This is a genomic window from Variovorax sp. 160MFSha2.1 (assembly GCF_048305075.1).
Lineage (GTDB): Bacteria > Pseudomonadota > Gammaproteobacteria > Burkholderiales > Burkholderiaceae_C > Variovorax > Variovorax guangxiensis.
In genome coordinates, this window is record NZ_CP157625.1 from 530,943 (window position 1) to 548,155 (window position 17,213).

The 17,213-nt window shown below is 67.4% G+C and carries 17 protein-coding genes; 8 read left to right on the forward strand and 9 right to left on the reverse strand.

The genetic code is table 11. From position 1 onward, the window contains the following. Positions 1–19: 19 nt before the first annotated feature. Positions 20–904 carry an MBL fold metallo-hydrolase gene (locus ABL838_RS33950; RefSeq protein WP_418126136.1) on the forward strand — a complete coding sequence of 295 codons (885 nt, stop codon included), beginning with the start codon at positions 20–22 and terminating at the stop codon, positions 902–904. A 256-nt stretch (positions 905–1,160) separates the two neighbouring features. Here ABL838_RS33950 and ABL838_RS33955 read toward each other — a convergent pair whose 3' ends face one another. From ABL838_RS33955 to ABL838_RS33980, 6 genes are all read right to left on the reverse strand, one after another. Beyond that, positions 1,161–1,361, reverse strand: coding sequence for a hypothetical protein (locus ABL838_RS33955; protein ID WP_418126137.1), 201 nt, complete (start codon positions 1,359–1,361; stop codon positions 1,161–1,163). Between the two features lie 672 nt (positions 1,362–2,033). Continuing rightward, positions 2,034–2,966, reverse strand: coding sequence for a LysR family transcriptional regulator (locus ABL838_RS33960; RefSeq protein ID WP_184642440.1), 933 nt, complete (start codon positions 2,964–2,966; stop codon positions 2,034–2,036). A gap of 27 nt (positions 2,967–2,993) precedes the next feature. Continuing rightward, the gene (locus tag ABL838_RS33965) at positions 2,994–4,448 is read right to left on the reverse strand and encodes an efflux transporter outer membrane subunit (protein WP_418126138.1); all 1,455 of its coding nucleotides are present in this window, start codon (positions 4,446–4,448) and stop codon (positions 2,994–2,996) included. After that, entirely contained in the window at positions 4,445–5,431 is a 987-nt protein-coding gene (locus ABL838_RS33970; RefSeq protein ID WP_418126139.1) for a biotin/lipoyl-binding protein, read from the reverse strand. Before ABL838_RS33970 ends, ABL838_RS33965 begins: the two co-directional genes overlap by 4 nt. A 26-nt stretch (positions 5,432–5,457) precedes the next feature. After that, the gene (locus tag ABL838_RS33975) at positions 5,458–5,664 is read right to left on the reverse strand and encodes a DUF1656 domain-containing protein (protein ID WP_184642437.1); all 207 of its coding nucleotides are present in this window, start codon (positions 5,662–5,664) and stop codon (positions 5,458–5,460) included. Beyond that, a complete protein-coding gene (locus tag ABL838_RS33980; protein ID WP_418126140.1) occupies positions 5,661–7,685 on the reverse strand; it encodes an FUSC family protein in 2,025 nt (674 codons plus the stop codon). Before ABL838_RS33980 ends, ABL838_RS33975 begins: the two co-directional genes overlap by 4 nt. Before the next feature lie 214 nt (positions 7,686–7,899). On the opposite strand from ABL838_RS33980, the gene ABL838_RS33985 reads away from it, so the two are divergent. After that, positions 7,900–8,682 (forward strand): AraC family transcriptional regulator, encoded by a 783-nt coding sequence (locus ABL838_RS33985; protein WP_260319639.1) that lies wholly within the window; start codon positions 7,900–7,902, stop codon positions 8,680–8,682. Between the two features lie 17 nt (positions 8,683–8,699). On the opposite strand, the gene ABL838_RS33990 is transcribed toward ABL838_RS33985, so the two are convergent. Together ABL838_RS33990 and ABL838_RS33995 are read right to left on the reverse strand one after the other, a co-directional pair. Next, entirely contained in the window at positions 8,700–9,479 is a 780-nt protein-coding gene (locus tag ABL838_RS33990) for an SDR family oxidoreductase (RefSeq protein WP_369662764.1), read from the reverse strand. Then, the gene (locus tag ABL838_RS33995) at positions 9,476–10,639 is read right to left on the reverse strand and encodes a 2-methylaconitate cis-trans isomerase PrpF family protein (protein WP_184642433.1); all 1,164 of its coding nucleotides are present in this window, start codon (positions 10,637–10,639) and stop codon (positions 9,476–9,478) included. Before ABL838_RS33995 ends, ABL838_RS33990 begins: the two co-directional genes overlap by 4 nt. A 187-nt stretch (positions 10,640–10,826) precedes the next feature. Between ABL838_RS33995 and ABL838_RS34000 the strand changes: the two genes are divergently transcribed. The 6 genes from ABL838_RS34000 to ABL838_RS34025 all read left to right on the forward strand — a co-directional run bounded on the left by ABL838_RS34000 (position 10,827) and on the right by ABL838_RS34025 (position 16,206). Beyond that, a complete protein-coding gene (locus ABL838_RS34000) occupies positions 10,827–11,183 on the forward strand; it encodes a Zn-ribbon domain-containing OB-fold protein (RefSeq protein ID WP_418126141.1) in 357 nt (118 codons plus the stop codon). A 6-nt stretch (positions 11,184–11,189) separates the two neighbouring features. Continuing rightward, positions 11,190–12,326: a thiolase family protein gene (locus tag ABL838_RS34005; RefSeq protein ID WP_418120729.1), complete on the forward strand. Its 1,137-nt coding sequence runs from the start codon at positions 11,190–11,192 to the stop codon at positions 12,324–12,326. A gap of 9 nt (positions 12,327–12,335) precedes the next feature. After that, positions 12,336–13,115, forward strand: a complete 780-nt coding sequence (locus ABL838_RS34010; RefSeq protein WP_418126142.1) for an SDR family NAD(P)-dependent oxidoreductase — start codon at positions 12,336–12,338, stop codon at positions 13,113–13,115. A 13-nt stretch (positions 13,116–13,128) separates the two neighbouring features. After that, a complete protein-coding gene (locus ABL838_RS34015; protein ID WP_418126143.1) occupies positions 13,129–14,319 on the forward strand; it encodes a CaiB/BaiF CoA transferase family protein in 1,191 nt (396 codons plus the stop codon). A gap of 13 nt (positions 14,320–14,332) precedes the next feature. Next, complete coding sequence (locus ABL838_RS34020) at positions 14,333–15,109, forward strand: enoyl-CoA hydratase/isomerase family protein (RefSeq protein WP_369662768.1); 777 nt, start codon at positions 14,333–14,335, stop codon at positions 15,107–15,109. Positions 15,110–15,222: 113 nt separating this feature from the next. Next, positions 15,223–16,206, forward strand: a complete 984-nt coding sequence (locus ABL838_RS34025) for a Bug family tripartite tricarboxylate transporter substrate binding protein (protein WP_418126144.1) — start codon at positions 15,223–15,225, stop codon at positions 16,204–16,206. A gap of 19 nt (positions 16,207–16,225) precedes the next feature. On the opposite strand, the gene ABL838_RS34030 is transcribed toward ABL838_RS34025, so the two are convergent. Continuing rightward, on the reverse strand, positions 16,226–17,098 hold the full coding sequence (locus ABL838_RS34030) for a LysR substrate-binding domain-containing protein (protein WP_418126145.1): 873 nt from the start codon (positions 17,096–17,098) through the stop codon (positions 16,226–16,228). Positions 17,099–17,213 lie beyond the last annotated feature (115 nt).

The following is a 17,213-nucleotide window of genomic DNA, read 5'->3' on the forward strand; positions in this document are numbered from 1 at the left end:
ATGAAATTGCTTTCATTATATGAACCTAGCCAAGCTGGTGATCCAGCACTTCTTCGACCCCGCCACCTCGACCTTTTCCTATCTGGTGGATGACGGCGCGGGCTCCTGTGCCGTCATCGACCCGGTGATGGGCTACCGCGCGAACTCGGGCCGGACCGACGCCGCCCCGGTGGAAGCAGTGGCCGAGGCGATCGACCGGCGCGGGCTGACGGTGCAGTGGCTGCTGGAGACGCACGCGCATGCCGATCACCTGTCGGGCGCGCCGTACCTGCGCGAGCGCTTCGGCGGCATGCTGGCCGTAGGCAGCGGTATCACGGCGGTGCAGCGCGTGTTCCGGGGCGTCTTCAACGCCGAGGACCTGGCCGTGGACGGCTCGCAGTTCCAGCATCTGTTCGCCGACGGCGAGGCATTCCGCATCGGTCTGCTGCAGGCGAGGGCCCTGCACGTCGGCGGCCATACGCCAGCCGACGTGGCCTATCTCGTCGAAGACCCGGCGGGCGGACCTTCGGCGGTGTTCGTCGGGGACACGCTGTTCATGCCCGACGTAGGCACCGCGCGCTGCGACTTTCCCGGCGGCGATGCGCGCCAGCTCTATCGCTCCATCCGGCGGCTGCTCGCGATGCCAGGCGACACGCGTCTCTACCTCTGCCACGACTACCCGCCGCCCGCTTCGCGCGAGCCGGTGTGCTGTACCACCGTGGCTGCGCAGAGGGAGGGCAACATCCATGTGCGCGACGGTATCGGCGAGGACGAATTCGTGGCGCTGCGCCATGCGCGCGACGCCACGCTGGCGATGCCGGCGCTGATGCTTCCTGCGGTCCAGGTCAATGTCCGCGCCGGAAGCTTTCCAGGCGCGGAGGCCAATGGCGTCGTCTACCTGAAGATCCCGGTCGACCGCCTGTAGTCGCCTGGCGGAGACCGACGTTCGGGCAAACCGTGGTGCGTGCTGCGCGCGGTGGCTTCGCGTTGCATCGAGGACTGCGGCCATCCGAGCGCCTTGAACTTCGGAGTTGCCCTGCACCGACAACGCACTCCTGAGGTTTAGCAAAAAATATGAAGAGTCAGGCCTCGACCGGTTTTCGCCGCGGGTAGCAGTGCGATCTCGCGCAGCGGAAGGCGGCAGCCCACGACGGCGGCGATGTCCTGAGGCACCGTGGCGATCAGGTCGGTGCCGGCAGCGGCGCCAGCAGGCGCATGAAGTGCGAGGGTCCCAGCGTCACGTTGCGCCGCCAACGCTTGCCGTCCAGGAATTGCTCGAGCAGGTGCTCGCGCCCATCGGGGCGCACCACCACCTGCCACGCCGCGAGATACTGCTTGAGCGTCATGCGCGCACCGACGGTGCCGTTGGAGTGAGTGGGCAAGACATTTCCGCAAGGCCAGGAATAGACAGACCAACTGTGCAATAGCACTGCCAGCGGTCCGGATCCAAGCGTGTCTGCATGGCCCACCGCCGCCGCATGACAGTGCTGGCGGACGCGCCAGGCTTCAAGCACTGCTGCTCTTGCGAAGCGTGCGCGCGTTCCGAGCGCACACTTTGCGGAATCCGGCGCTGATGCGCTCGTTGTCCGCCGGGCGCCGGCGCAGCTCGGTGGCGCGGCAGATCCCACCGTGCGAAGGGCCGGCCAGCCCCGGGGCTCAGGGCAGCATCTCGAACTTGACTCGGTCAGTGGCGTGACCTTCTCTTCGCGGACCATCTTATATTCGGTGCTCGGGCCCAGCCATTTGGCCCAGAGGCGGTCAAGCTCGCCCGCCTTCTCCAGCGCAGCGGGTCGCGTTCACTTGGACAGCGGCACGAGCTCGTCCTTCTTCATGCCGATGCCCACAGGGCTGCATAACCGGGTCCCGGAATTCCGCCGCCGCAGTCCCGCTGGGTCAGGACGCCACGAAGATCAACGCGGCCGACCCCAAAGTCTCCCGCTTTGCGCTTCTGCCGGCCTATGGTGCCCAAGCCGATGATGAAACCCGACTCAGGATCTCCTGGTCTTTGAGCGTGCCGCCGCGGCAGGTCGAACCGAAGAGGCCTTGGTTCGCCCTCAAAGAGGTGCAGGTGCAGCATCTCTCGAGACAGCGAGGGGCGTCGGGCTGTCCCGCATTCGAACTTCCAGCATCGCGAGCATTGCACGTAGCGCGGCGCTGTTTTGGCGGCGCTGCGTGTAGGCTGCGTAGAGCCATATATCGCTGGGCATGAAGTTTTGGAGAACCGGGACCAGCTGCGCACTTTCCACGTAGGGTTGCGCGAGCAGGTCGGGGACGCATACTGCGCCAATGTCGGCCAACGCCGCGCCGATGAGCGCACTCGCGTCGTTGGCGTCCATGCGTCCGTGAATGGAAACGTTGTAGGGTTGGCCATCCACTTCGAATGCGATTTGTGGCGGTCCCGGCATGACCGAGTAGGCGAGCACGTCATGCTTTCGCATGTCGTCGGGCTGCGAAGGAATGCCGCGCCGAGCCCAGTAGCGCGGCGTTGCGCAAAGGGTCAGTCCCATTCGCCGCAGGCGGCGCACGATCAGGTTCTCGTCGCCGATGCGTCCGAACCGCAAGGCGATATCGACCCCCTCGTCGACCAGATCGATCATGCGGTTGCTCAGCTTCAGGTCGAGCTGCACGTCGGGATAGCAGGTGAGGAAGTCGCCGAGCAGGCGCGGGAATGCGGTCTGGACCATTCCGTGCGGCGCCGTGATCAGCAGGCGGCCGCTGGGGTGCGAGCCGCGTGCCTGCAGTTCGCTCGTGGTCTGTTCGATCATCTCCATCAGGGATGCACAGCGCGCTTGCAGCAGGCGGCCTGCATCGGTCAGCGACACCGAGCGGGTCGAGCGGTTGAGCAGACGCACATTGAAGCGGGACTCCAGCGTGGCGATGTGCTTGCTCACGCTGGCCTTCGAGATGCCGAGCCTGCCCGCTGCGCGCGAGAAGCTGCCCTGGAAGGCAACTTCCGCGAAGGTCCTGAGATGCTCGAAGCCATCCATCTTCCGCCCTGTCGCTCGCTGTCCGTGTCATTGGGGCGGCGCCGTCGGGCTGGCCTCCCAGCCGCCACCCAGGGCCATGAATACGGCGATCTGGCGCTCTGCCAACCGGGCTTCTGAGGCGGCCAGGGCCGCCTTGCTGGAAGCCAGCGTTCGCTCGGCGTCCAGGGCATCGAGCTGCCCCAGCTTTCCATTGATCTGCAGCGCACGCACTTGATCGACCGCAGTCAGGCTCTGATCGCGCGCGGCGGCGAGAGCCGCATGGCGCTCGAGTTCGCGGGCATAGGCGTTCAACGCGGTTTCAGCTTCTCGCAAAGCGCCGAGCACAGTGCCTTCGAAGTGCGCAGCCGCCACTCGGGTCGCCGCTTCGCTCTGAGCGATGCGTGCGCGAGCGATACCTGTTTCGGGCAGGGTCCAGCTGAGCAGCGGACCCAGGCTGTAGCTGAAGGTCTCGCGGTTGGCGAAGCGGTCGAGAAAGCCGGCAGAGCCCGATGAAAGGCCCAGCGTCACCTTGGGATAAAGGTCGCCGGTTGCGACACCGATGCGCGCAGTCGCTGATGCCAGGCTTCGTTCAGCCTGCCGCACATCGGGCCGCCGGGCGAGCAGCGCCGCGCCGTCGCCGACCGGCAGCAGTCCAGCGACGCGTGGAGGCTGCTCGCAACGGCCTACGGCGCCAGGAAAGTCCCGGGGCACGGTGCCGGTCAACGTGGCGAGCCGGTACAGGGATTGCTGCCGCACAGCCTCCAGCGGGGGGATCGCGGCACGCAGGATTTCGAGCTGTGCGCGCGCACGCACAGCGTCGATCGCCCCAGCCCGGCCCGCACGCTGTAGCCGTTGCGCAAGCTCGAGCGCTTCTTCCTGCAGGCGCACCGATTCGCGCGCCACGCGCAGCTGCAGGCCGCTGGAGCACGCCGCGGCGTAGGCCTGCGCGGTGCCGCCAGCAACGGTCACGCGCACAAGGTCCACCGCGGCGCGCGTGGCGCCGGTATCCGCTTCGGCGGCCTCGAGGGCACGGCGCAGTTGGCCGAAGAGGTCCACCTGGTAGGACACGGCGGCTCCCATGCTGTAGCCGAGCCGGCCCGGCGGCGCCTGGTCGCGCTGCAGCAGCGACAAGCCCGAAACGTGACCGAAGCTCGGGCCGACATTCAGCGTGATGGCTGGCTTTTCGGTCCCATGGACCTCGGCTTCCACCGCGGTTGCGCGCTCGAGGGTGGCCAGTGCCTGCCGCAGGTCGGTGTTGTGCTCGAAGGCCTGGGCGATCAGGCCGTCGAGTTGCGGATCTTCGAAAAGGTGCCACCAGCGCGGTGGCACGCTTGCTTCCGACGTGGCGCCGCCGCTGGAGAGAAACGGCCCGCTCGAAGCGGCCTGCGCTGCGGTGAGCGCAGCCGGTGCTGTGTAGTCGGGCCCGACAGGTCCGTGGACGCAGCCGGCCAGCAGAGCCTGTGCGGCAGCGGTTGCCAGGACAAAGGCGCGAGCGAGCTTCATGTCCGCCGCTCCTGGACGCGAGCTGCGGCCGCGGTGGGCCCTCCCTGAGGACCCAGCACCTCCACCGAGACCGTCTGGCCGACGACCAGGCGAGCGTCGGCCGGTAGCGGGTCCAGCTTCACCCGCACGGGGACGCGTTGCGCGAGCCGCACCCAGTTGAACGTCGGGTTCACGCTGGGCAGCAGGTTCGCACCGGTGCTGCGGTCGCGGTCGACGATGCCCGCGGCCATGCTGTCGACCTTGCCTTCGAGCGCTGGCGCGTCCATGGGGGTCACGCGCACACGGTCGCCCAACTGGATTCGCGCCAGCTTGTTCTCCTCGAAATAGCCCTCGACGTAAATCGAACCGGTGGCAACGAGCGCCAAGGCAGGATGGCCGGCCATCGCATAGGCACCCTGGCGCAGGTCGAGGTTGGTGACGCGTCCCGAAGCGGGTGCCCGTATCTGCGTGCGCTGAAGGTTCAGGCGTGCCGTGTCGACCGCGACCTCTGCCTGGCGCAGTGCCGCTTCGGCCGCCAGCAGCGAGCCCCGGGCCTGCTCGAAGCGCGAACGGGCCTGTTCGCGCACTTCCTGGGCGACCAGTCCCTGCAGTTCGTCGTTGCGGCGGCTCTCGCGCTGCGCCTGACCCAGCGCGATCCGCTGGTTGTCGATGACGATCCGCTGCGCAGCCGCGGCGGCCTCGGCCTGCTGCAGGGCCAGCATGAAGCGAGCTTCGTCGATCGAGAAGAGAAGCTCACCCGCCGTGACCGGCTGGTTGTCACGCACCGCCACGGCGGCCACCATGCCGGAGACATCGGGCGCCACCTGGACGATGTCGGCCCTTACCCGACCATTGCGCGTCCATGGGGCCAGTTCGTAATGATCCCAGAGCTGAAGCGCGGCCCAACAAGCTGCTGCAGTGACCAGCGCCGTCGATAACAGGCGAAGGGGGGCAGGGATCGGGCGCGAGGTCCAGGCGGCGAGAAGGGATAGTTTGGATTTCATGGTCGTGCAGCAGGACAAGTGATCGGTCAGATGGAGATGGCCCCGGTGAGTCGGACCAACGCATGGAGCACCACGATGTAGAGGCCCAGATCGAACAGGGCGGGATGCCATATCCACCGATAGGCGCCGATCAGCGACAGCAGGCGGCGAAGCCACCAGGCCAAAGCCATCGCACCGCCTGCCAGCAGGAGCAGGCCTGGGACGTAGACGCCGAAGAAGCTTGTTTCGATCATGGTTGCAGGTCGGTGGAGGCCGAAGGAAAAAGGTCTCTGCGCAAGCCCACCAGGCCAGAGATTGCGGGCGCGCAGTTGGCATTTGCGAGGGAATGCAACAACAGCCGGTCGATCTGCGGCAGCAGTGCCCCGACTTGCGCCGGTGCACCGGCGGCCTGGGCGCGGAACGCGCGAGCGAGCTCGGCCATCAGCCGGGCCGAGGGCGCTTCGGGCAGTCGGTGCCGTTGTTGCTGAAGGACGCAGATGCTGGCCCCGATGCGAAGCTCGCGCAGCGCAAGCCGCGCCGCAGTTCCTTCCTGCGGCCCGGGATCTCCAGCGGTACGTGGAACCAGGAGGGCCATGCGGTCGAGGATGCGGCCGCTGAAGGCATCGCGTTCGGATGCGCGTTGGGGGTGTGACGCCATGTCGGCCAGGTCACGCCAGCCGCTGCGGCGGATGCGCTGTGCGCTCCATTCGCTGCTCACGCTGCGCACGACGGCGGTGGTGCGCGCGGCGATCACTCCACCGGCGAAGAGGGCCAGATTGCCTTCGAGGAAGCTGGTCCAGTCGGCGCTCGCGATGTCCTGGAGCGCCAACGTGCCCGCCACGCCGAAGAACATGCCCAGTGCCGCGAGGCTGCTGGCCGGGCGAGCGAGGTAGCCACCGACCAGCAGCAGCAAAGGTGCAGTGCACAACATCAGCATGCCGAAGTCTTGAGCCAGCGGCATCACGCCAAGCACGTAGAAAGCCGACACGGGCATCGACCACAGCAGCGCGACCAGGAACTTGTGCATGCCCGGAACGGGGTCGTCCATGGTGGCGAAGAAGCTGCAGAAGACTGCTGCGCCCATCGCCATCGACGACCCGGATCGCCAGCCGCTGATGATCCACACCGCGCATGCCGCGCAGGTCGAGAGTGCGACGGTGAAGGCCGAACGCAGCGCCAAGCCTTTGTCCACGTGAAGGATCGGCGACCGTGCGGCCATTCTTCGCTGCCGCCGCGGCGATGCGCGGCCATCCAGGCCGGCGGCGATGTCGTCGCGAAGCGTCCTGCAGCGGCGCCATCCCGCGATCAGCTCGTCGAGGTGCGCGGCAACGTCGATCTTCAGGGCCCGTACCCAAGGGGAATCGCTCGGATCCGCCGCTCGCGCATGGAAATCGGCATGCACTTCGCTCTCGGTGCCCGACGGCGCGGCGACATCCAGCCATGCAGCATCGCGTTCGAGGGCTTTCGTGACCTCGGCTGGTACTTCCCCCGTCGCCTCGCGCAGCGCATCGAACCGGTCTTCCAGCGCGGACAACGAAGGGGTCAGTACCGCGAGACAGTCAGGCAGGCTTCTTACGGCACCATGGGCCCATCGCAGGCTGCTCGTGTCGAAGGGCACGTGGGTTGCAGCCAAGCGCAATTGGCTGATGTCGACCGCGAGCTGCCGTCGATCCTGTGAGAGCCGCTCGCCGGTGTCTTCGTCGGCGCTTGTATCAACGAGATTGTCCAGCCATCGCCGGACATGGCCCAGCGTGCGATCGACCAGTCCGAGCAGCGAAGGCCCGAGGCCGGTCGGCAGTACGAGGCTGTGGACGAGGCTGGCGCACAGGATGCCGAGTGCGATCTCTTCCGCCCGGGCGATGGCCGTATCGAACATTCCCGCAGGCGTTTCCACCAACGGAAAACCGATCAGTGCCGCGGAGTAGCCTCCCAGCATGAAGGCGTACGAGCGTGCGCTTCGGTCCAGCAGCGACAGGTAGAGGCAGGCCCCGACCCACAGCGCCAGGGCCAGCGACAGAAGCTCCGGTGATGCCGACAGCGACGGCACCAGCACCACGGAGGCCGTGCATCCCAACAAGGTGCCCGCCAGTCGATAGAGCGACTTCGAGCGAACGTGCCCGGCGAGAGGATGCGCCACGATGTACGCGGTCATCACGGCCCAGAAGGGCCGGGGGAGCCCGAAGCGGCTGGACAGGTACAGCGCGAGCATCGAGGCAGCGAAGCTCTTGAGAGAAAAGAGCCACTCCTGCCTGGAGAAGCGAGGTGGTGCGATCACGCGGTTCCTTTCGGAACGAGGTCTGATCCGGTCGATCCGGCCTCGATATGGTTGCGAATCATTTGCATGCGGGAATGCTATGGCGCCCCCCGCAAGACTAGAATTGCAAACTTGGACAGATGATTTCTCTTTTTGGCCATCCAGCGTGAAGCGCTCCGACCGAACATCCTCTGGCGCGAGCCTCGACCTGGACTACGAACCGTCCGTGCCGGTGATGGCCCACCGCGTGGATGTCGAGGCGCGCGAGCGAGAGATTCCGATCCACGTGCACCGGTCAGGCCAGCTGGTCATGGCGTTGCGCGGAGCCGTCTCGTGCGACGTCCCCGGCGCGATGTGGATGGTTCCGCCGCAGGCCGGCGTGTGGATTCCGGGCGGGACGCCGCACAGCAACCACAGCACCGCGAACGCCGTGATCTTCTATCTGTTCGTGGCGCCCAATGCCGCACCGCTGCCCGCGAGCTGCTGCACCTTGCGCATCAGCCCGATGCTCGGCGAGATGATCCAGTACCTGGCGGGGCAGCCGCCTTCCTATGAGGCTGGCGGGCCGACCGACCGGCTGGCCCGCGTGCTGCTGGACCAGCTCTGTGCCATGCCGACGGAAGAGATCTTCCTGCCGATGCCCGAGGATGCGCGGCTGCGCAAGGTTTCGCGCGCCATGATGCGCGACCCTTCGGACCGACGGACGCAGAAGGACTGGGCCGGCAAGCTCGGAATGAGCGAGCGGACGCTGAACCGGCTGTGCACGGCGCTGACCGGTCTGAGCTTCGGACGCTGGCGTCGCCAACTGCACATGCTGGTCGCACTTCGGGAGCTGTCCGGCGGCGCGACCGTGCAGCAGGTCGCGTACGACCTGGGCTACGAATCGCCCTCCGCGTTCATCACGATGTTCAAGAAGGCTTTCGGAAAGCCGCCCGCCACCTACATCAACGACCGGCTGCTCGCTGCAGGCGAGGGGCGCTCGCTGGCCGAACCCGCGCCTGCGCTCTCGCCGACTTGAACCTGCGCGTCACGATTTCACCGGTAGGCGCGGGCCTGGGTCACGCCGCCATCCACCACGAGGGTGGCACCCATCACGTAGTCGCCTGCGCGTGAAGCAAGGAAGATGGCTGCACCCGCGATGTCTTCCGGCGTGCCGATGCGCTTGGCGGGAATGTGTTCGGACAACGCGGGCCCATGGTCGCGGGCATTGCGGTTCATCTCGGATGGAAACGCGCCAGGTGCGAGGGCACTGACCGCGATGTTGTCCTGCGCCAGGCGCAACGCCATGCGCCGAGTCAGATGAATCAGGCCGGCCTTGCTCGCGACGTAGGAGTAGTTCTCCTGGGGGTTGAGCCCGATGCCGTCGGTGGAGGAGATGTTGATGATCTTCCCCACGCGCGTCCGGGCAGCGGCGCGCAGCGGCCCGGACAGCGCCTTCGTCAGGAAGAAGGGCGTCTTCAGGTTCAGATCGACCACCTTGTCCCAGCCGCTTTCCGGAAAGGCATCGAAGGCCTCTCCCCAAGCCGCTCCGGCGTTGTTGACCAGGATGTCCAGCGTCGTTTCATGCCCGGCATAGGCGTCGGCCAGCGCCTGGCAGCCGGCCACGGTGGACACGTCGTGCGGCAGCGATACGCAGTGGCCGTACTTCGCGAGTTCGTGCGCAGCCTGATCGCATGCCTCGGCTTTGCGCGCACTGATGTAGACGCGCGCGCCGTGCGCCAGGAACCCCTCGGCGATCATGCGTCCGATGCCTCTGGAGCCGCCAGTGACGAGGGCAGTGCGGCCCCGCAGCGAGAAAAGATCCGGAGCGTTCATGACAACGTCCCCTCGCCAGTCGCTTCGAGGCGCGACCGCCGCACATAGGCCGTCCCATCGAAAAGGCGCCTGGCCGTGCGAGTGAAGTGCACCTCGCGCACCGTCCAGTCGTTTCCGCCCCCGTGCTCGACATTCGCAAAGATCTTGAGCACCCCGCTCGGATGGCCGATGCGGATGCGCGTCGGACCGGCATGCGTGCCCCGCGCTTCGGCGGGAATGGTTCCCGCGATCTGCGCTGCGACCGAGAGGCACACCGAGCCTCCGCCAGGGAATGCCTTGTGCATGGCGCCACCGGCGAGCACCATGCGCGCGACGAAATCGATCTCCGATGACTGCACGACGCGGTCGCCGGCAATGGTCCGGTAGTCCTGCGCTTCGCTGATCAGTATCTGGTACGGCGTCAGGATCCCCGACGACGGAAGATTGCAGCGTTCGACGACCCAGCGCCTCACCTCCTCGGCCATCTCGTAGATCTCGGGCCCGAGCTGGCCCGGCAGTTCAGTGCCGGTGATGCCCAGGTCCGCCGCGCGGATGAATACGCACGCCGTGCCGACGTCGACCACCGACACCGGTATTTCGCGGCCGAGCTTCGACACGTGGACCCAGTCGCGCGCCTGCCCCGTGGGCAACAGCTTGCCGGTCGTGGAACCACTGGTGTCGGAGTAATCCAGCGCCACCTCTGCGCCGGTGCCGGGCACGCCATCCACTTCGCTGTCGCCCTCCACGCGCGGCTCGCCGTCGGCGCATTGCACCGCCATTCGGAGGATCTTTCCGGTGTTCGTGTTGTGCACCCGAACGGTGGTGACGGGTTCCTGCACCGGAACCAGCTTCTCCTGCAACGCATACACCCCCGTGGCCGACGAAATGTTGCCGCAGACGATCTCGAAGCTGACCGTGGGCTGGTCGATGCCGATCTGCACGAAGGTGTAGTCGATGTCCGCATCCGGGCGCGACGGCGGCCCGATGATGGCGCACTTGCTCGTCAGGATATCGGCGCCGCCGAGCCCGTCGATCTGGCGCACGTCGGGGCTGCCGAACAGAGCGAGAAGAAATCGGAGACGCGCTTGTGGATCGGTGGGCACGTCGTGCTGCGAGAGAAAAACAGCCTTGCTGGTGCCACCGCGCATCAAGGTGACCGGTACGCGAATTTGTTCATTCATCGGCTCAGTATGCAGATCGCGCTGGCCGCTGTCCTTTCAGTTCTGTTGGCCATTGTTTAGCTGGACTGCATGTGTCGAATCGTTCAGTTCCGCTAAAGAATGCCCAGCAGAAATCCAATGACCGCGGGGACCTGGATCTCGATACTTTCCTTCGCTGTGGCGAGCTCCACACGAACAGGAGACACCTTTGAAGATCATCAAGCGAACGGAATCCCCCTTCCGTGAAACCCCCGGCGGCATGGTGCTCGTCGCGACCCGCGTGGCCGGCCAACCGGCCCAGTTCCCGCCCATCGAATTCACCCACGACGACCAGACAGTCGAAGACATCGCGCTCGGACCCATCGGCTCTCTCTACAGCTTCACGATCGTTCACCCGGGCAAGGACAAGCAGCCCTATGGCCTTGCCATGGTCGACTTCGAACCCGGTGTGCGCGCGTTCGGCCGGCTGCTGTACAGCGCCAAGCCGCCGGCCATCGGCGCCTCCCTGCGGGTGGTGCCCTTCGCGTTGCCTGACGGCACGCCCGACTATGCATTCCAGGAGTGATGCACCATGAAGCAACCACTGATCACCGGCGTCGGCATCACTGACTTCGGCCGCTTTCCCGAACTGACCGAAGAGGCGATGGCCCAGGCGGCCATCCTCGATGCGCTGGCCGATGCCGGCACGAAGCTTGGTGAGGTGCAGGCGTTCTACTGCGGCAATGCGCTCGGTGCCATGCTGCCGGGGCAGCGTGCTTTGCGCGAACTGCATGTCGGCGGCGGCGCGGTCTACAACGTGGACAACGCCTGCTCCAGCGGAGCCACCGCGCTGAATCTCGCGCTGCAGGCGCTCAAGGTCGGCCAGTACGACACCGTGGTGGTGTTCGGCATGGACCACCTCAGCAGCCTCGGCGGCGGCCCGCTGCAGCTCAGCCAGAAGGACTGGAACAACCGGCGCGGCATGATCATGCCCGCCCTGTACGCCATGCGTGCCAAGCGGTATATGCACGACCACGGCCTCGCGCTGGAGACGCTGGCGGACATCTCCGTCAAGAACCGCCAACACGGGGCCTTGAACCCGATCGCCAAGTTCGCCAAGCTGGCGAGCCGCGAGGAGGTGCTGGCGTCTCGCCCCGTGGCCGAGCCGCTCACGCTGCTGCAGTGCTGCCCCGCCGTGGTGGACGGGGCCGCGGCCCTCGTGCTCAGCACCAAGCCTGCCAGGGGCGTCGCCAAGCCCGTGCGAGTGCTGGCGTCCGTGGTGCAGTCGGGCCTGTTCGAGACCGCGCCTGTCGACATGACCGAAGCAGAGATCACCGCGCGTGCCGCCAGGCTGGCCTATGAGCAGGCCGGCATCGGGCCGCAGGATCTCAGCCTGCTGGAAGTGCACGACGCGTTCACCATTTCCGAGCTGCTCTATTACGAGGCTCTCGGCCTTTGCAAGCGCGGCGATGCGGCCAGCCTGCTGCAAAGCGGCGCGACCGCTCTGGGCGGCCGCGTGCCGGTCAACCCCAGCGGCGGGCTGATCGCCAAGGGACACCCGCCGGGTGCGACCGGCGTCGCACAGGTCGTGGAAGTCTGCGAACAACTGCAGGGCCGTGCCGGCGCGCGCCAGGTGCAGGGCGCGCGCATCGGCCTCACGCAGGTCACGGGCGGCGGTATCTGGGGTGTGGACCACGCCGCCTGCTCGATCAACATTCTTTCGCTCTGAGGGCCCGCCATGAACCAGACAGACACCATCGCGCCCGCCTCGCTGCAGGGCCTCGTCGCCATCGTGACCGGCGGCGCCAAAGGCATCGGCTTGGGCATCGCCCGCGAGCTTGCACAGGGGGGCTGCCGCATCGCACTGTGGGACTTCGACGACGCCGCGCTGGGCGAGGCCGAGCGGACGTTGTCGAGCGAAGGCGCCGACGTGACGACCTTCAAGGTCGACGTCAGCTCCGTGGACCAGGTGGAAGCGGCGGTCGCCCGGCTGCTGGCATCGCACGCACGCATCGACATCCTGGTCAACAACGCAGGCATCGGCGGCGACAAGCTGGTCTCCAAGATGGATCTCGCGTTCTGGAGCCGCGTCATCGAGATCAACCTGAATTCGCAGTTCATCTGCTCCAAGGCGGTCCTGGCGCAGATGGCGCAGAACCGGTTCGGACGCATCATCAACATCGGCTCTCGCGCGTGGCTGGGCAACCGCGGCCAGGCGGCCTACTCTGCCTCCAAGGGCGCCGTGGTGAGCCTGACCCGCTCTCTGGCGCTCGAATATGCGCGCAAGGGCATCACGGTGAACGCTGTCGCTCCGGGCATCGTGGAGACGCCGCTGTTCGCGACGCTCACCGAAGAAGTGCGCCAGAGCCTGCACAAGACCGTGCCGATGGAGCGGATCGGCCAGCCGCAGGACATCGCCCGGGCGGTGCGCTTCTTCGCGGAACCCGGATCGAGCTACGTCACCGGCCAGCTCCTGTACGTCTGCGGCGGCCGCAGCCTCGGCAGCCCGTCGGTATAGCGGGCCGGATCGCATGCTCGCGAATGCATTGACCGGTTTGAAAGTGATCGACTTCACGCAGGTGATGGCCGGGCCGACCTGCACGCTGTGCCTGGCCGATCTCGGCGCCGACGTGGTGAAGGTCGAGACGCCCACGGGCGATCTCTCGCGGGCCCTTTCGCCATGGGTCAACGGCGAGGGCGTCGCCTTCCTGGCGCTGAACCGCAACAAGCGCAGCATCGTGCTCGACCTGAAGCAGCCGTCGCACCGGCAGGCCGCGCAGGAACTGATCGCGCAGGCCGACGTGCTGGTCGAGAGCTTCCGTCCCGGCGTGATGGCGCGTTTCGGGCTCGACCACGCCACGGTGTCCGCGGACAACCCGCGGCTCATCTACTGCTCGGTATCGGCATACGGCCAGCATGGCAGCAGCAAGGATCTGCCCGGCGTGGACGGCGTGCTGCAGGCCGTGAGCGGCCTGATGAGCGTGACCGGGGCGCCCGATGGAGAGCCGTGCAAGGTACCGGTGCCGGTCGTCGACCTGGTCACCGGCTCTCTGGCGGCCATCTCGGTGCTGGCCGCCCTTCAGGAGCGGCAACGCACGGGGCTCGGTCAGCACGTCGAGGCGAGCATGTTCGCCAGCGCCATCGCACTCCAGCACGTGAGTTTCGCGTCCTACTTCGCGGATGGGCTCGTGCCCGGACCGCAAGGCAATGCAGCGCCGTATTCGACGCCCAACGAGGCCCTGCGCTGCGCCGACGGGTGGATCATGGTCGCGGCCTACCACCCTGCACGATGGCAGGCGCTGTGTGCCGCCATCGGTGCACCGGAGCTCGCCTGCGATCCGCGCTTCGCAGAGAACAAGAGCAGGCTGCAGCACCGCCAAGCGCTGCTGCGCGAGCTGGAAGCTCGCATGCTCGCGCATCCGCGCACCTTCTGGCTGGAGAAGTTCACTGCGGTGGACATCATCTGCGGCCCCATCAACGACTATGCCGAGGTGGCGCAGTCCGCCCCCTTCGTCGAGGCGTCCCTCGCGGAAAGCGTGCAGCACCGCGTCGCCGGCACGTTGACGCTGACGCGCAGCGTGCTCGGCGCGGTGGGCGAGCGGCCACGTGCGCGACGCGCCGCCCCCACGCTCGGCGAGCACACCCGCGAGGTGCTGGCCACACTGGGCATGCCAGCCGGCGCCATCGACTCGGTGGCCGCGGCCAGCCCTTCCCAGACCTGAAGAACAGAAAACCATGCCCATCGTCTACACAGTCCAGGATGGCGTCGCCATCGTCACCCTGAATCGGCCCGAGGCCATGAATTCCATCGACCCGGAATCCAACGAGCAACTGCTCGGCATCTGGGACCAGGTCTGCAACGACGAGGACGTCCGCGTGCTCGTCCTCACCGGCGCGGGCGAGCGTGCCTTCTGCACGGGTGCGGACCTCAAGAAGACGATGCCGTCGGGCGACGGCGTCGCGCGGGAAGTCTTTCGCGGCGGCAACCGGCACTTCAACTTCGGCACGCTGCACACCGACAAGCCCGTGGTCGCGGCGATCAATGGTTACGCCCTCGGCGGCGGACTCGAGCTGGCCCTGCTGGCGGACATCCGCATCTGTTCGGACAACGCCCAGTTCGGCTTGCCGGAGGTGCGCGTCGGCAGCATCCCGGGGGCGGGCGGCACGCAGCGCCTGATCCGCGCGGTAGGCCAGTCCGATGCCATGTGGATGCTGCTGACGGGCGAGCGCATCGACGCCGCCGAAGCGCTGCGCATCGGCCTGGTCAGCAAGGTGGTGCCGCTTTCGGCGCTGCAGGAAACGGCCATCCGGCTCGCGCGCACGATGGCGGCCAATGCCCCGCTGGCGATGACGGCGGCCAAGCGGCTCGCGATGAGCGGGCGCGAGCTGCCGCTGGCCGGCGGGCTGGCGCTGGAACGCCAGGCCTTCGGGCTGCTCAGGGACAGCGAGGACCGGCTGGAGGGGCGCCGCGCCTTCGCCGAGAAGCGCGCCCCGGTGTTCCGAGGCCGCTGAACTCCTCGACTGGAGGACGACGGCGTCGACGAAGACGCCGCCTCCAGCTGATCCGCCCCACCTTGCCCTACTTGCATCCGGACGACCGATCCGGCTTCCTCCTGGAGCATCTCTTGAAGACACTGCCTGCTTCCTGGCGCTGCAGCCTCGCACTCGCCATCGCCGCCTTCGTCGGCGCACCGCCGGCCATTGCTGAGCAAGGCGGCCGGCAACCGGCCAGGATCCTGGTGGGCTTCTCGCCCGGCGGCACCCTCGACGTGGTGACGCGTGCGCTCGCGGATCAGATGCACGACTCGCTGCACCGCACGGTCGTGGTGGAGAACAGGCCGGGCGCTGGCGGAAGGATCGCGATCGATGCGATGCGTGCCGCCCCTGCCGACGGCAGCGTGGCCATGCTGTGCCCCGACTTCCTGACGTCGATCTACCCCTTCGTCTTCAACAAGCTCAACTACGACCCGCAGCGGGACGTCCTCCCGGTGTCGACGGTGGTCGAGTTCGCGATGGCGCTGGCCGTACCCGCCTCCTCGCCGGTGAAGACCTTCGGCGAATACGCCCAGTGGGTGCGCGCGCATCCGCAAAGCGCCAACTTCGGCCATGCGGCGTCGGGTGGACCGACGCATTTCCTGGGGCTGCAGATCGGCAAGATCATCGGAACGCCGCTGCAGGACGTCCCCTTCCAGGGCGCGGCCCCGATGATCGTGAACCTTGCCGGCGCCAACATCGCGGCGGGCACTTCCACGGTCGGCGACTTCGCGCAGCACCACGAGGCCGGCAAGCTGCGCGTGCTTGCCGTCACCTCGGCCCAACGCTCCGCGCTCCTGCCGGATGTGCCGACCTTCGCCGAGCTCGGCCGCAAGGAACTCACCACGGTCGGCGTGCTGGCCATCTGCCTGGCACCCGGGACGCCTGCACCCGTCGTCGCTGAATGGAGCGACGCCGTGCGAAAGGCGGCCTCGACCGAGCAGTTCGCGAAGAAGGTCGGCGCGCTCGGTTTCGTGAACACGGGAAGCTCACCCACCGCTGCACGCGCCAGGTTCGCAGAGATGCACGCATTCTGGGAGCCCGTGGTCAAGGCCTCGGGCTTCAAGGCCGACTAGCAGGCCCCCGGGGGCACGCCTAGCGGACCGACCGGATCCACTCCCTGAACAGCCGCACCGGGGCGGTGGCCGCCTTCATCGGGTCGCAGACGAGGTAGTAGCCGAGTTCCGTCCGTGCCATGTGGTCGACAGCGACCACCAGGCGGCCGGTTCGAAGGTCGTCTTCCACGTAGGCACGCTGGGCCATCGCGATGCCCAGGCCATCGGCCGCGGCCTGATAGCACAACGCGGCGTTCGCCAGGGTGATGCCGCGCGGGCGGGCGGGATCCGCAAGACCGGCGGAGCCGAACCAGAGCGGCCACGCTTGCGGCCGCATCATGGAGTGCAGCAGGTTGGCCTGCAGCAGGTCGCGAGGTGTCTGCAACGGCCCCGCCTGGCCCGGTGCGCAGACCGGGACGAACTCGTCGTCGAAAAGGTGGTCCAGCTCGACGTCGGCCCACTCGCCCATGCCATGGCGGATCGCGCAATCCGCGCCTTCGAGCCGCATGTCGTCGGCCATGGCGATCGTTGCGATCTCCAGTGCGATGTCGGGGTGCTCCGCGTAGAAGCCATGCAGGCGAGGAACGAGCCAGCGGATGGCCAGGCTCGGTGTCACCTTGAGGCGAAGCCTTCTTTCACTCCGATGCTCCGCCAGGTCGCCGAGTGCGTCCTGCAGGCGGTCGAAGGCATCGCAGACGCGGTGGGCGAGCCTTTCGCCCGCCGCCGTGAACCCGATCTCGCGGCCTGACCGCTGGAACAGCTGCACGCCCAGCCCGGCCTCGAGCTGCTTGATCTGCTGGCTCACGGCTCCGGGCGTGACGTGAAGCAGCTGGGCTGCCCGCGAGACTCCCTTGGCCCGGTACACCGCATCGAAAGCCCGCAGCGGACTCAGGAGCGCGCGAAGGTTCTGCATGGCGGATAGAAGCCGTGCCGCATTCAGCCGCTGCTGCCGCTGCCGCTGCCGCTGCCGCTGCCGAAGAAGGCGCGAGCCGGCGACGGCACACCGCACCCCGATCGCGCAGCAGGCA

Coding starts and splice junctions, on each gene's coding strand:
- ABL838_RS33950 (WP_418126136.1), top strand. CDS start 20: ATGAACCTAGCCAAGCTGGTGATCCAGCACTTCTTCGACCCCGCCACC.
- ABL838_RS33960 (WP_184642440.1), bottom strand. CDS start 2,966: ATGGATGGCTTCGAGCATCTCAGGACCTTCGCGGAAGTTGCCTTCCAG.
- ABL838_RS33965 (WP_418126138.1), bottom strand. CDS start 4,448: ATGAAGCTCGCTCGCGCCTTTGTCCTGGCAACCGCTGCCGCACAGGCT.
- ABL838_RS33970 (WP_418126139.1), bottom strand. CDS start 5,431: ATGAAATCCAAACTATCCCTTCTCGCCGCCTGGACCTCGCGCCCGATC.
- ABL838_RS33975 (WP_184642437.1), bottom strand. CDS start 5,664: ATGATCGAAACAAGCTTCTTCGGCGTCTACGTCCCAGGCCTGCTCCTG.
- ABL838_RS33985 (WP_260319639.1), top strand. CDS start 7,900: ATGGCCCACCGCGTGGATGTCGAGGCGCGCGAGCGAGAGATTCCGATC.
- ABL838_RS33990 (WP_369662764.1), bottom strand. CDS start 9,479: ATGAACGCTCCGGATCTTTTCTCGCTGCGGGGCCGCACTGCCCTCGTC.
- ABL838_RS33995 (WP_184642433.1), bottom strand. CDS start 10,639: ATGAATGAACAAATTCGCGTACCGGTCACCTTGATGCGCGGTGGCACC.
- ABL838_RS34005 (WP_418120729.1), top strand. CDS start 11,190: ATGAAGCAACCACTGATCACCGGCGTCGGCATCACTGACTTCGGCCGC.
- ABL838_RS34010 (WP_418126142.1), top strand. CDS start 12,336: ATGAACCAGACAGACACCATCGCGCCCGCCTCGCTGCAGGGCCTCGTC.
- ABL838_RS34015 (WP_418126143.1), top strand. CDS start 13,129: ATGCTCGCGAATGCATTGACCGGTTTGAAAGTGATCGACTTCACGCAG.
- ABL838_RS34020 (WP_369662768.1), top strand. CDS start 14,333: ATGCCCATCGTCTACACAGTCCAGGATGGCGTCGCCATCGTCACCCTG.
- ABL838_RS34030 (WP_418126145.1), bottom strand. CDS start 17,098: ATGCAGAACCTTCGCGCGCTCCTGAGTCCGCTGCGGGCTTTCGATGCG.